We start from the raw sequence: 12,724 nt of genomic DNA on the forward strand, positions 1-12,724 counted from the left end.
ATGTCTTCCTACCTTTCAATGGCTGTTATCATGTTAATCCCAATATTTAATTAAGCTTTGCGTCCCGCTATTTTCCTCTCCTTTATCAGCAAGGGAATCATACATTTTTTTCGCCAATTCAAGCCCGGGTAAGCGTAGATTCATTTTTTCCGCTTCATCCAATGCAATTCCCATATCCTTAATAAAATGTTTAATAAAAAATCCAGGTGAATAATCCTCCTTAAGAACTCGCGGAATTAAATTAGACATTGACCAACTTCCTGCTGCACCGCTGCTGATAGACTTTAGTACGGTTTCAGGATTCAACCCGGCTCTTCTTGCATATACAATTGCTTCGGTTACACCAATCATGTTTGAAGCTATAGCAATTTGGTTGCACATTTTTGTATGTTGGCCCGCACCTGCTTCGCCTTGATAAACGATATTTCCGCCCAATATATTAAAGATAGGCATCATTTCCTCGAACGTGTTTACATCTCCCCCTACCATGATCGACAGTGTCCCATTTTTAGCTCCGATGTCCCCTCCGGAAACAGGAGCATCGAGTGTATGTACTCCAACCCTTTTTCCTTCTTCATAGATTTTTTTGGCCAATGTCGGTGTGGATGTCGTCATATCAATGAAAACTTTTCCTTTGCCAGCACCTGCAAATAATCCATTTTCCCCAAAATAAACTTCGTCGACGTCGAGGGGATAGCCTACCATTGTAATAATTATGTCGGCATTTTCCGCCACTTCTTTAGGAGTATCCTTCCACTCCGCTCCACTTTCAAGTAAATCTTTTGCCTTTTCTTTTGTTCTACTATATGCAAAAAGCTTGTATCCTTCCGAAAGTAAGTGATTTGCCATGTTTTTACCCATAACGCCAATTCCGATAAAACCAATTGATTTAATTGTACTCAAATTATCCACTCCTCCAATAAAAGATTAAATTGATCTTAATTTCCCACCATCTACAAAAAAGCTGCTTCCGGTCATATATGTATTTCCATCAGAAGCTAAAAACACAACTACTTTAGCAAATTCCTCAGGTTTTCCATCTCTGCCTAAAGGAATACTTTCATGGGCCGCTTTTGCAACTTCCTCAACTGAAACACCTGTCTTTTCAGCTTTTGACTGATCCAACTGTTTAATTCTATCCGTATAAATTCTTCCCGGCGCCACAGTGTTCACCAATATATTATATGGAGCAAATTCATCTGCCAACGTTTTAGATAATCCCGCGATGCCTACCCTAAAAGTGTTAGACAGGATCAGACCTTGAATTGGTTCACGTATGGAGGAAGATGCAATATTGATGATTTTTCCACCGTTAGTTTTTAAATAAGGTAGTGCTTCTCTAATAATCCTTATATAAGATAGTAGATTCAGTTCGAAGGATTTTTGCCATGCCTCATCATCCATGTCTTCAAACCCGCCAGCTGGAGGACCTCCTGCATTATTGACTAATATATCGATACCGCCAAAAACCTCGACCGTTTTTTGTACCATTTCGTTAATTTCCTGAGGATTCGTTATATCACAGCGAATCCAGCTTACATTTCCTCCATTCAAACTTTCTAATTCTGTATGTACTGATCTTAATTGCTCTTCATTTCTACTAGCAATCATTACATTCGAGCCTTCTTTTACAAACTGCTCTGCTATGGCTTTTCCCAACCCTTGACTGGATGCAACTATCAAAGCATTCTTGCCTTTAAATCCAAACTCCATTTAAAACCCTCCATTCAATAATGAAATTTATCATTATTATACCATTTTCTGCTTTTTTTCTAATTTAACAAATACTAGCAAGCTGAATTACTTCATATTTTATTGAGAATAATAGCTCATTTCCCGAACAAATGAATGAGTTTCATAGCAAATTAAAGGGAATGACCAAGATTTTTAAAAAATAAGGCTTTCCTATATAAATTGGAATTAGCCTTATCTATAATTCATTCATACGCCAGAATACGCCATAAATCCACCATCAACCGGTACACTTATTCCAGTTACAAAATTACTTGCTTCATCATCGACCAGCCATAATAGTGTCCCAAGAAGATCCTCTGGTTTCCCTAAACGCCTCATTGGAGTATTTGCCAATATTTTTTTTGTACGATCCGTATTTGATCCGTCAGGATTATTTAATAAAGCCTCGTTCTGTGTTGTCAGAAAAAAACCTGGGGCGATGGCATTAACACGGATTCCCGTTTCAGCCATATGTACTGCAAGCCATTTCGTTATATTTTCAATGCCTGCTTTTGCTGCGCTATACGCTGGCACTTTTGTCATCGGGCTGTATGCACTCATCGATGAAATATTAATAATATTCCCACTGTTTCCAACCATTCTTTTCGAAAATACTTGTGTCGGCAGCAACGTCCCTATAATGTTTAAATTGAATACATATTCGAAACCGTTTAAAGTTAAATCAAAAAAACTCTTAACTTCTTTATCTTCCAAATCCTTAATATTAAATATTTCATTTGTCGTCATGCCTTCAGGATGATTTCCCCCTGCCGCATTAATCAAAACATCGCATGGGCCAAACGATTGAAAAACTTCCTCTTCTGCTTTTCTAACACTTTCTAAATTTACCACATCGCATTGAATGGCGACTGCTGCACCACCTAGACTAGTAATCTCATCCGCTACCTTTTGGCCTTTTTCCTGTGTTCGATTGATAATCGCAACCTTCATTCCCTGTCTAGCAAGCTCTTTTGCCATATAACTCCCGAGGACTCCTCCCCCTCCTGTTACCACCGCAATTTTTCCTTGTAAACTATCATGTATTGGAAGCATTACTTACACCCTTTCTGTACACTTATATAAAATAATGCGGATATTTTTTCTTCATTATTTCTTTCTCAACAACTGCCATTTGTAAGTGCCGTTCCATCATTTGACTCCCTTCTTCTGAATTTTTTTCAACGATAAACTGATAAATCGATTTATGCTGGGAAATGATACTATCCCAATTTGAAACTTTGGATAATCTTAATAGCCTTAACCTATTAAAATGGCTGTTCAAAAGTTGCAGCATCTTCCAAGTCCGTGCCTTGCCAACACCATTAAATAAAATTCGGTGAAATTCTTCGTCCAACTCATAAAGCTGGTAGAAGTTATTTTTACCGATACAAAGCTCTTGTAAGGCAAGATTGGTTTCAAGGTGAAAAAGATCATCTTCCGGAAATTCATTGCATGCCAATATTACAATTTCCTTCTCAATCTTTTCCCTAATAAATCTTCCTTCTTCCACATAATCCAAATTGATCCGTGATACAATCGTCCCGCTTTGAGGTATAATGTCTAATAACTCTTCCTGAGCTAGTTTCATAAAAGCTTCACGAACGGGCGTTCTACTCACATGAAATTCATCTGCTATTTCTTTTTCAGAAATTTTCGTTCCCGGTTCCAGCTCTAAATTTAGAATTTTCAGCTTCAGCTTTTTATACGAATAATCCCTCGTTGAACCTCGTTGTGTTTCTTTATTTATCACGTTTATTTCCTCCATTCGCAGCACACTTACCACATTAATAATACTAGTATACAATATATTATTAAAAAACTAAGCCGAAAGATTTACGGCTTTAGTAATATTCCTTTTCACTTTCAATATTAAGCTCTATAAGATTATTACTTGGATCTAAACAAAAGACCTGAACGAACCCACTTTTACTACCATGGTTTTCCATAAACGGAACATTATGTTCTTTTAAATGCTTTACAGCCTCATCGTAATTTGCAACCCTAATTGCTAAATGTCCGTCCTTCGTATCAACATGTTCTTTTTTTCTTAACGTATTTGAGTCTGGATGAACAATTAAATGAAGCTGTTGATCACCTAGTTGGTACCAAGCACCATTAAAATTGAAGTTTGGCCTCTTTATTTCTTTTAACCCAAGTACATGTCCATAAAAATGTTTACATTTATCCAAATTTGTAACCGATAAACTTATATGATGCAACCCAATAATATTAATTTTTCCTATTTGTCCCATTTGTCCCTCCGCAATTTTTCCCTTTACTGAGATATTATCATAGATTTTGAAATTATTAATTGTTAAATTTAGAAATTGTTCAAATAAAAAGTTTTTTAAAATTATTCGCCAATGAAATAACTGAATAAAAAAAGCCAGACAAAATGTCCGGCAAAAAAGGGGGAAAAATGAGAATGAAATGACTAGGAGATCGTCATATCAATCATGATTATTATTCTATACCACCCTTTTAAAAAATATACACTTAAAAAATATTACATTTACATTACATTATCTTTTACCAAATCAATTACTTCATTAGTCGTTTGCTTCAATAATGCATCTTCCGCTAATTGTTTCATTTCGTTTTGATCTAGTTTTTTTATTAGACTTCTTGCCTTTAGAATTGATGATGCGCTCATTGAGAATTCATCCAAACCAAGTCCTAAAAGAATCGGAATCGCGATTTCATCTCCAGCCATCTCCCCACACATGCCAGTCCATTTTCCTTCTTTATGTGCGGCATCAATAACCATTTTGACTAGACGTAAAATGGCTGGATTATATGGTTGGTATAAATATGATACGCGTTCATTCATTCGATCTGCAGCCATTGTATACTGTATTAAATCATTTGTACCTATACTAAAAAAATCAACTTCCTTCGCGAATTGATCCGCTAATACAGCAGTAGATGGAATTTCTACCATGATCCCAAGTTCAATCTCATCAGCAACTGAAACGCCGCTGCCTAAAAGGGCTTGTCTTTCTTCCATTAATAGTTCCTTGGCAGCCCTAAATTCATCAAGCGTTGCAATCATGGGAAACATGATTTTTAAATTTCCATATACACTTGCACGTAATAAAGCGCGAAGTTGGGTGCGAAAAATCTCTTGCTCTTCGAGGCAAAGGCGTATCGCTCGAAACCCGAGAAATGGATTCATTTCTTCCGGTAAATTTAAGTATGGGAGTTGTTTATCGCCGCCAATATCAAGTGTTCTCACAACGACGGGCTTCTCTTCCATTTTTTCAAGCACAGCTTTATAAGCCTGAAATTGTTCATCTTCAGTAGGCAACTGATTTCTTTCCATATATAGAAATTCAGTTCGATATAGACCTACACCTTCTCCACCGTTAGCAAGGACATTGTCAACATCTTGCGATGATCCAATATTTGCTGCTAACTCAACATGCTTGCCGTCACTTGTAATAGTAGCTTCGTCTTTCAGAAGCGCCCATTCAGCTTTTTGTAATTCAAAATTTTTTAAATCGTCCTCATATTTATTAATGATTTCAGGTGTTGGATTAATATGTACTTCACCGCGGAGACCATCGACGATAACGGTATCACCATTTTCAATACTTCTGGATGCACTTTTCGTCCCTACTACAGCAGGAATTTCCATAGACCTAGCCATAATGGCTGAATGAGATGTGCGTCCGCCAATATCGGTCGTAAACCCCTTAACAAATTCTTTGTTCAGTTGCGCAGTATCAGACGGCGTTAAATCTACTGCAATGATGACGACTTCTTCCGCAATCAATCCGGGGTTCGGTATTTTCACCCCAAGCAGATGTGCAAGAACCCGTTTTGAGACGTCTTTGATATCTGCTGCTCTTTCTTTCATGTATTCATTATCCATTTCTTCAAAAATGGATACGAACGTATCAGTTGTTTCTTTTAAAGCGCTTTCTGAATTCGTCATGTCCATCTTTATTTTATCTTCAATGGACGACAGTAACTCTGGGTCGCTTAATACGAGAAGATGGGCATCAAATATCGCTGCTTTATCTTCTCCAAGACCCGCCAAAGCTTTCTCCCGAATTACTTCAAGGTCCGCTTTGGCAGTATTTATTGCCGAGTGAAATCTACTGATTTCATCCTCGGCATTCGAGATAGCAGTTTTACTAAATGAAAGATCCGGCTCAACAAGCCGATATGCTTTTCCGATGGCAATTCCACTAGATGCGGCTATCCCTTTTAAAATTGTGGACATTACTCCGCAAGTCCTTCTTTTTCGAATAATTCTTGAATGCCAGCCATTGCCTCTTCTTCATCATTACCATCAGCACTGATTGTAATGTTTACACCCTTTCCAATTCCAAGTGACATAACACCCATAATTGATTTTAAATTCACTTTTTTGTCCTTGTATTCTAGTTGAATATCAGAAGAAAATCTGCTTGCAGTTTGTACTAGCATTGTTGCTGGTCTTGCGTGAATCCCTGTGTCAGATGTTACTGTAAATTGTTTTTCAATCATTTCCCATCGTCTCCTTTTCTCAAAACAAAATTTATTGAGCTTACTAATACAAAAGTAGCCAATTTTTGGCGTTTCGTCAATGGTTGAGCAACAAAATCAGGCTAAAAAAATATATACCCTTACTTTTCGACTTTATTCATTCCATTTTTTGCCAATTTGCTCTATTTCTTCTTTTACATTATTTATTTCTGCAATGAAATTTTTTATCTCATCATTTGTTGCATTTATATTCCCATAACGAACTCCTTCATATATATTCTTTGATTCTTTAGAAATTTTTACACCTATCCTGTTAAACCACTCCCTAAAAGATTCATATGGAAAACGCTCCAATTTCTTTTTTGCAGCAAATCTCTCAAGGGATTTGATTTCATTGCGAATCTCATTTTCAATAAAGCTATACTGAGGACTTACTGTTTCCCTCTTTTGCAGTGGAGTGACTTTTGTATAAAAAGTGTTTGATGTTGTATTGTGATCAACAGGTTGTGGACGCTTGGTTCGAAACTTTTTAAAAGCATACATCCCGACCACGACTATGATGATTAAAACGAAAACTATGGCTAAATGATTTGAAGCATTTGTCGGTTCAAGATTCAATACATCTTCAGAATCCAAGTTACCGTATACATCCCCAGGTGAAATAATAGATGTTTCCTCTGTTTCCTTATTTAATAATGACTTTGTAAATAAAACGATAACTGGTTCACTTATGAATATCAGTAATTTCGCAAATATTGAAAGAATCACATCAAGGAATTGGCGAAGATAATGGGAAAATAAGTACGAAATGAAAAAGGCACCTAGCAATATCCCCATCGTTCCAGCGGTAAATGTAAGGAAAAATAACTTCTTGCCATTTTCAATGCCTAATTCAAAATATCTGCCCACAAAGGTCCCAATCGAAAAAATTAAAAATTGAAGCAAAACGAGAAAAAGCACCGAATATAAAAATGAAAAAGAGAATATCCCAGCAACCGCCCAAATTACAAGAGCCGCTAATACTGTATATACTAGTATCCCTTCGCCACCAACAATCTCGTCATGCAGGTTGTTCTCGAGTTCATTTTTTAAAATAATGAAAAGAAATAACGCCGCGAAAAGAAAAATCCAAAAAGGAACGCGTATCATTACGCTTATTAAAAATGTAATAGGTAAAGCAAATAAAACAAAATTAAATTTAAATCCTTTTACATTAATAGTTTGAAATACTAAAACAACTAAACAACCGATACTCACCAATAGTAAGAATGGCCAAGCAATCGAATTAAAAGATAAGCCCTTTGCATGAATTGGAGAAATAATTAAACTTACTAAAATTGCTTTTAATAAAAAGCTTCTAATACTCCCCCACTTAACATACCTCTTAGTCATCATCCCGCCATATTCTTTTGCTTCCATTGCCTTAAAACTCCCTTGCCATGAACATTTACCACTTCATAGATTGAACGTCCTGTTGTGGATAAATCCATAAGTTTATGTTGGATATCGATATTCTCAGATCCTGAATAAATAATGACTGTAGGTAAATCTTCATTTCTCAAATGGCTTAACATCTGCACAGGCGGAAACAAAAGCGATGAAAAGCTAAGTACTGTAAGCAATTCGAGGGCTGCTTGCCTATGCTTAGGGCCCGAACCCTCTTTTAAATAATAATAAGGAGTATTTCCAAACGACCTTACATTAACAGCCAAAGAAAAAGGGATTTCCTTTTTCAGTGCGTAATCAATCATAAATGCAGTTTGAGCAATCATCTCTTCTAGTCTGGCATTGATTGAATATTGCTCGGAAATATTCAAAATGAACATCCATCCACGTGACGCAATCCTCGAAAATACTTTCGATTGTAAGTTTTGGGTTTTAGCACTTGCTTTCCAATGGATATGCTGAAACGGGTCGCCGGCCATATAATCTCTTACTCCAATTGGATGCATCGTATCAACATATAATGATGTAGAGACATCTTGTAATCCTTGTTTATTTTTAAACTCCAGATCAGATAAGTAAACTGAACTCCTTCCTGGATAAACAAGCATTTGAGTATTTATTTGATTTTGATAAATAAGGTCAATATACCCACTTCCAAATAAATGGGGAATTCTAACGGTCAACTCTCTTATTTGTGATTTTCCTCTCTTACTCGCAATGACAGGTACAAAAACATTCTTTTCTTCATTCTTCCAAATGGAAAAAGGAATCGTGATTTCTACAAGACCGTTATTTACTTTATAAGGGGCACCCATTGGAAGGACACATGCATCAAACGTTAGTTTTAAAGTAGCCTTAACGATCGGCATTCCTCGGTTTATTAAAATAATTTTCCATCTCGCTTCATCATCAATAATGAAAAAGTTTTTTTCTTTTACGTTTACTAAATCTAAATGATTACCCGCAATTTTTAAATAATATGAATGTAATAGTACAATAACTAGGCAAGAAATAAAAATAAATAGTGTAAACAATTGATTTACAAAAAAAGCAATGATGACTAAAAGAAATAAAATATGGGATGTATAGTATAAAGACCTGTTAGTGGGATTAGGAAAACGGAACCACTGTTTCATTTTGCCCCGGCCTCTACAGGTACTGCGACACTTTGTAATATTTCAGAAAAAACTCCCTCAATCGTTTTTGTAAGAGAAGCTTCTATTGTTATATGAAGCCTATGGGCTAAAACAGCTTGGGCGCATTTTTGTACATCATCTGGAATTACATACTCCCTCTCCTTTAAAAAAGCCGCTCCTTGACTAGCTCGAATCAGCGCCAAAGCAGCTCTTGGACTTGCACCAAGTTCAATATCTGCATGCTCCCTAGTTTGACGAATGATCGCTAATATGTATTTTTCAATATCTTCATTAACTTTAATCTTTTTAACAGCTGCGCGCATACTAGAAATATCTTCAGTAGATAAAACAGCTGTAATATTAGTAAAAGGGTCGGTTTCACGGAACCTTCTAATCATATTCAATTCTTCTTCAAAACTAGGGTATTGAATATTTAGCTTCATAAAGAACCGATCTAATTGTGCTGCTGGCAGCGGGAATGTACCTTGCTGTGTTTCAACTGGATTTTGAGTAGCAATTACCATAAAAGGATCAGGTAATTTCAATGTTTCACCATCAATAGTAACCTGTTTTTCCTCCATTACTTCCAGTAAGCTTGATTGCGTTCTTGGCGTAGCCCGGTTAATTTCATCTGCCAATAAAATATTCGTCATGACTGGACCAGGTCTTAGTTCAAACTCCTTCGTCTTCGGATTGAAATATTGTATTCCACTCACATCGCTTGGCAATACATCCGGAGTAAATTGAATTCTTTTAAACTCGCCATTAATGCTTTTTGCAAAAGTCTTCCCTAATAAGGTCTTTCCCGTACCAGGTACACTTTCCAATAAGACATGTCCTCCTTGCAGCAGGGAAATGATCAAAAAATCCATTTCTGCTTCTCTTCCTATAAGTACTTTTGAAATTTCATTCTTCAGTTTGCTTAGCTTTGTTAACATCTAATTCCTCCTAGGCGACAACTACATCACAACATCATTGCAAATTTTGTCCATTTTTAGTTTCTTTCTATATCATACATTTTTTAGCAAACAATTTGTATTTCATCTTGCACTTTTATTAAGAATAGTGCAATATAGTAGAAAAAGCGTTTTACACCTTGAAATAACACTAGAGATAGATGAAAAACAAGGGAGAGATCAATATTGAAAATCGCTGAAGTTGGGAATATTATTGAATTTAAAGACGGTCTTCAAGGGATTGTCGAAAAAATAAATGAGAATTCTGTCATTGTAGATTTAACGTATATGGAAAATTACCGCGACTTCGATTTAGAAGAAAAAACGGTTGTAAATCATAAAAACTATAAAATAATTCATGAATCTGTAAACGTTTAATGCAAGCGATGCCGCTTGCATTTTGTTATTTAAAGATTGATTTACATTTGAAAGGAAGACATGATGAAGAAAAATTTTTTTGATTGGAAATTAGTGATTGGATTTATTTTGGCATTTGTATTAATTTATATTACTTTTGAAAGCAAACAAGTATTTTGGTATTTATATACAGCGACAATGTTGTTTTTAATAAGCTTCGCGATCATTAATGAAAAACTGGACGACGAGGTCTCAACAAAGCAATATATTTCAATAGGAGTCCTCTCAGGGGTCGCCCTCTTTTTACTTTTTGCAGCAGGTGACTGGGTTCTTTCTTTTTTACCTAAAACGTTTAGCATACAAGTATCGAAACTATACAGCCGTTTCTCACTTGAATGGATTTGGCATTATTTTGTATTGTTTTTTATTATCATCCCTGGCGAGGAAATATTTTGGCGAGGATTTATATTAAAAAGACTAATGGGGAAAATGAGTATCGGAAAAGCAATTTTAGCTTCGGCTCTAATTAATGCCATCGCTTTTTGCTTATCAGGATATTTTATTCTAATCATTGCAGCGTTTGTAAGTGGGCTAGTCTGGGGAATCTTATACGTATGGAAACGAAGCATGCCATTATTAATTGTGTCCCATTTAGTTTTTGATTTACTCCTTTTGATTCTTTTTCCGCTATCATAATTTGGAAAAATATTAAATTGTAACGTTTTTCCTCCCACTGCGTCTAACAAAACAGAAGGGATATTAATTAAGGAGGAAGCAAGATGGTAAAAACAATAAAAATAATTGCTGCTTGTTTTTTAGCAATACTGCTACTAGCTGCATGTGGAACTACGAGTCGTGAAGAAGCTAATTTAACTACTGGAAGCGGTTCGAGTGGAAATCAAGAAGAGAATGACACCTCTAAAAAAGAAGATAGTGCAGCTGAAAAAGTAGAACAAGAGAATACTGATGCAACAAATGAAGAAAGTGTTGTTGAGGAAGAGGATACATCACAGAAAATCCGTTTATTTGAAATGAATATGACATATGAAGTCAATCAGAAAACAAAAGAAGATACTGCCTTCTTACGTACAAGCGATAATCAAGATTATTCTCTTTACGTTCTACCAGAGTTTGAACTAACTGGTGAGGAACCAAATAAAGATGTTCTTTATTTAAAAGAAAATGATCGGCACTTTATGAGAATTGAATTACTTCCAAGTGAAATGAATATGGATGAAGCAGTCCAAACGATTAAAGATCAATTGACAGCTGTAAATTCAGAAGTTAAGCAACTAGAAGCGAAAAGTACGGAAAAGTGGCTGGAGAATGCCCATATTTTCCAAGCTGAAAATAAAGAAGAACGTGTTACTGCATATTTAGTTAAAAAGGAAGATTTCATATTAAAATTATCGATTTTCACTAAAATTGAAGATAACTATCTCGATCCATTCTTAAAAATGGCGGAAACAATTGAAAAGAAATGACAATAAGGCGGCCATTTAGTTAGCCGCCTTATTCATTTTTCGAGATAGGTTTCATCCAAAGAATTAATAAAAATAGCAAACTGATATAACCAAAAAAAGGATAAAGTATGCCAAGCAACTTACCATAATCTACCCTGCTTATTACATAAACAATAAAAATGATGCATCCATGAATCCAAAAGCTTTTAATGTCCAAGTAACGATGTATTTGACGTTCCAATCCATACATATTTCCAATTAATGAAGTGAAAATTTCCCCATATATAATGAATAGATAGATGAAATAAATCCCGCTTGCCGCCCCTTTTACGATAACTGCCATAGGAATATCAAATAATATTGGATTGGGAATCGAAGTTAAGATGATATGACTGGAGATCAATATAATTGTTAATATTACCCCCCCAACGAATCCTCCGAGCTTCACAATTGATTTCTCATTTATCTCCACTGCAATTGGCACTAGGACAGCTTGAGCAAGAGCTAAATTAAAGGCAGCATATGAAAAAGCTGCAACAATCGCTTTTATGCTAATGAAACCTTCAGGAATATTTAGTAAGGAAATGAATAAATGCTCGCTTTCAAAAGACCTTATTAATAGGATTAAGTTGAAAAAAATTAACATCGGGACAACAAATGTGTTGACAGCAAATAACCCTTTTACCCCAACCGCCATGACAACTAACGCTAAAGCAATTGTGATAACAGAGCCAATCGTATGGGAGAACCTGAGCTGTTCCGTAAATAGAGCTTCTGCCCCCGAAAGCATGACCGCACATACCCCTATCAACATAATCATCGTAAATATATTCATAACTTTAGAAAATAACTTACCAAATAAATATTCATTAAATTCCTCAAAAGACGATGCCTGTATATCAATCGCTTTTATCATAATTTTTGACCCTAGAAAAACAAATAAATATCCTGCTAATAATATGGATATCAATCCCCAAAATTCATACTGTGTAAAAAACTCGACGATTTCTCTCCCAGTAGCAAAGCCTGCACCAATCACAGTACCAACATAAACTGCAGCCACTTGTAAAGCGCCTGTCCATTTTTTCAAGACATTGCTCCTCTTCTTCTTTTTTCACCCTTTTAAAACCATATGTACTGAAACGAAAAAAAATCCAAC

At 35.7% G+C, this 12,724-nt stretch carries 14 protein-coding genes; 3 read left to right on the forward strand and 11 right to left on the reverse strand.

Annotated features, from left to right (window positions below):
• Positions 1-33 precede the first annotated feature (33 nt).
• The 10 genes from NQ185_RS04440 to NQ185_RS04485 form a co-directional block, all read right to left on the reverse strand.
• Complete coding sequence (locus tag NQ185_RS04440; protein ID WP_257580610.1) at positions 34-894, reverse strand: NAD(P)-dependent oxidoreductase; 861 nt, start codon at positions 892-894, stop codon at positions 34-36.
• 33 nt (positions 895-927) lie between these two features.
• The gene (locus NQ185_RS04445; RefSeq protein ID WP_257580359.1) at positions 928-1,713 is read right to left on the reverse strand and encodes an SDR family oxidoreductase; all 786 of its coding nucleotides are present in this window, start codon (positions 1,711-1,713) and stop codon (positions 928-930) included.
• A gap of 228 nt (positions 1,714-1,941) precedes the next feature.
• Positions 1,942-2,787 carry an SDR family oxidoreductase gene (locus NQ185_RS04450; protein ID WP_257580360.1) on the reverse strand — a complete coding sequence of 282 codons (846 nt, stop codon included), beginning with the start codon at positions 2,785-2,787 and terminating at the stop codon, positions 1,942-1,944.
• 22 nt (positions 2,788-2,809) lie between these two features.
• The gene (locus tag NQ185_RS04455; protein ID WP_373370772.1) at positions 2,810-3,484 is read right to left on the reverse strand and encodes a GntR family transcriptional regulator; all 675 of its coding nucleotides are present in this window, start codon (positions 3,482-3,484) and stop codon (positions 2,810-2,812) included.
• A gap of 91 nt (positions 3,485-3,575) precedes the next feature.
• Entirely contained in the window at positions 3,576-3,986 is a 411-nt protein-coding gene (locus NQ185_RS04460; protein ID WP_257580362.1) for a VOC family protein, read from the reverse strand.
• 260 nt (positions 3,987-4,246) lie between these two features.
• Positions 4,247-5,962: a phosphoenolpyruvate--protein phosphotransferase gene (gene ptsP, locus NQ185_RS04465; protein WP_257580363.1), complete on the reverse strand. Its 1,716-nt coding sequence runs from the start codon at positions 5,960-5,962 to the stop codon at positions 4,247-4,249.
• Positions 5,962-6,228, reverse strand: coding sequence for a phosphocarrier protein HPr (locus NQ185_RS04470; RefSeq protein ID WP_257580364.1), 267 nt, complete (start codon positions 6,226-6,228; stop codon positions 5,962-5,964). The genes ptsP and NQ185_RS04470 overlap by 1 nt, the downstream gene beginning before the upstream one ends.
• A 132-nt stretch (positions 6,229-6,360) precedes the next feature.
• Positions 6,361-7,626, reverse strand: a complete 1,266-nt coding sequence (locus NQ185_RS04475; RefSeq protein ID WP_257580365.1) for a hypothetical protein — start codon at positions 7,624-7,626, stop codon at positions 6,361-6,363.
• Positions 7,599-8,789, reverse strand: coding sequence for a DUF58 domain-containing protein (locus NQ185_RS04480; protein WP_257580366.1), 1,191 nt, complete (start codon positions 8,787-8,789; stop codon positions 7,599-7,601). The genes NQ185_RS04475 and NQ185_RS04480 overlap by 28 nt, the downstream gene beginning before the upstream one ends.
• Positions 8,786-9,727 (reverse strand): AAA family ATPase, encoded by a 942-nt coding sequence (locus NQ185_RS04485; protein ID WP_257580367.1) that lies wholly within the window; start codon positions 9,725-9,727, stop codon positions 8,786-8,788. Before NQ185_RS04485 ends, NQ185_RS04480 begins: the two co-directional genes overlap by 4 nt.
• 204 nt (positions 9,728-9,931) lie before the next feature.
• Here NQ185_RS04485 and NQ185_RS04490 point away from each other — a divergent pair, with 204 nt between their 5' ends.
• The 3 genes from NQ185_RS04490 to NQ185_RS04500 all read left to right on the forward strand — a co-directional run bounded on the left by NQ185_RS04490 (position 9,932) and on the right by NQ185_RS04500 (position 11,586).
• Positions 9,932-10,123, forward strand: coding sequence for a YkvS family protein (locus tag NQ185_RS04490; RefSeq protein ID WP_213128406.1), 192 nt, complete (start codon positions 9,932-9,934; stop codon positions 10,121-10,123).
• Between the two features lie 63 nt (positions 10,124-10,186).
• Positions 10,187-10,798 (forward strand): CPBP family intramembrane glutamic endopeptidase, encoded by a 612-nt coding sequence (locus NQ185_RS04495; protein ID WP_257580372.1) that lies wholly within the window; start codon positions 10,187-10,189, stop codon positions 10,796-10,798.
• Between the two features lie 83 nt (positions 10,799-10,881).
• Entirely contained in the window at positions 10,882-11,586 is a 705-nt protein-coding gene (locus NQ185_RS04500; protein WP_257580374.1) for a DUF8580 domain-containing lipoprotein, read from the forward strand.
• A 28-nt stretch (positions 11,587-11,614) separates the two neighbouring features.
• On the opposite strand, the gene NQ185_RS04505 is transcribed toward NQ185_RS04500, so the two are convergent.
• Complete coding sequence (locus tag NQ185_RS04505; protein ID WP_257580376.1) at positions 11,615-12,655, reverse strand: YkvI family membrane protein; 1,041 nt, start codon at positions 12,653-12,655, stop codon at positions 11,615-11,617.
• Between the last annotated feature and the right edge of the window lie 69 nt (positions 12,656-12,724).

This window comes from Lederbergia panacisoli, from assembly GCF_024626525.1.
In the GTDB taxonomy this organism is placed as follows: domain Bacteria; phylum Bacillota; class Bacilli; order Bacillales; family Bacillaceae_C; genus Lederbergia; species Lederbergia panacisoli.

Excerpts from the sequence above, each read along its gene's own strand:
- NQ185_RS04500 (WP_257580374.1), top strand. The coding sequence starts at position 10,882 with ATGGTAAAAACAATAAAAATAATTGCTGCTTGTTTTTTAGCAATACTG.
- NQ185_RS04460 (WP_257580362.1), bottom strand. The coding sequence starts at position 3,986 with ATGGGACAAATAGGAAAAATTAATATTATTGGGTTGCATCATATAAGT.
- NQ185_RS04495 (WP_257580372.1), top strand. The coding sequence starts at position 10,187 with ATGAAGAAAAATTTTTTTGATTGGAAATTAGTGATTGGATTTATTTTG.
- NQ185_RS04475 (WP_257580365.1), bottom strand. The coding sequence starts at position 7,626 with ATGGAAGCAAAAGAATATGGCGGGATGATGACTAAGAGGTATGTTAAG.
- ptsP (WP_257580363.1), bottom strand. The coding sequence starts at position 5,962 with ATGTCCACAATTTTAAAAGGGATAGCCGCATCTAGTGGAATTGCCATC.
- NQ185_RS04485 (WP_257580367.1), bottom strand. The coding sequence starts at position 9,727 with ATGTTAACAAAGCTAAGCAAACTGAAGAATGAAATTTCAAAAGTACTT.
- NQ185_RS04470 (WP_257580364.1), bottom strand. The coding sequence starts at position 6,228 with ATGATTGAAAAACAATTTACAGTAACATCTGACACAGGGATTCACGCA.
- NQ185_RS04450 (WP_257580360.1), bottom strand. The coding sequence starts at position 2,787 with ATGCTTCCAATACATGATAGTTTACAAGGAAAAATTGCGGTGGTAACA.
- NQ185_RS04445 (WP_257580359.1), bottom strand. The coding sequence starts at position 1,713 with ATGGAGTTTGGATTTAAAGGCAAGAATGCTTTGATAGTTGCATCCAGT.
- NQ185_RS04480 (WP_257580366.1), bottom strand. The coding sequence starts at position 8,789 with ATGAAACAGTGGTTCCGTTTTCCTAATCCCACTAACAGGTCTTTATAC.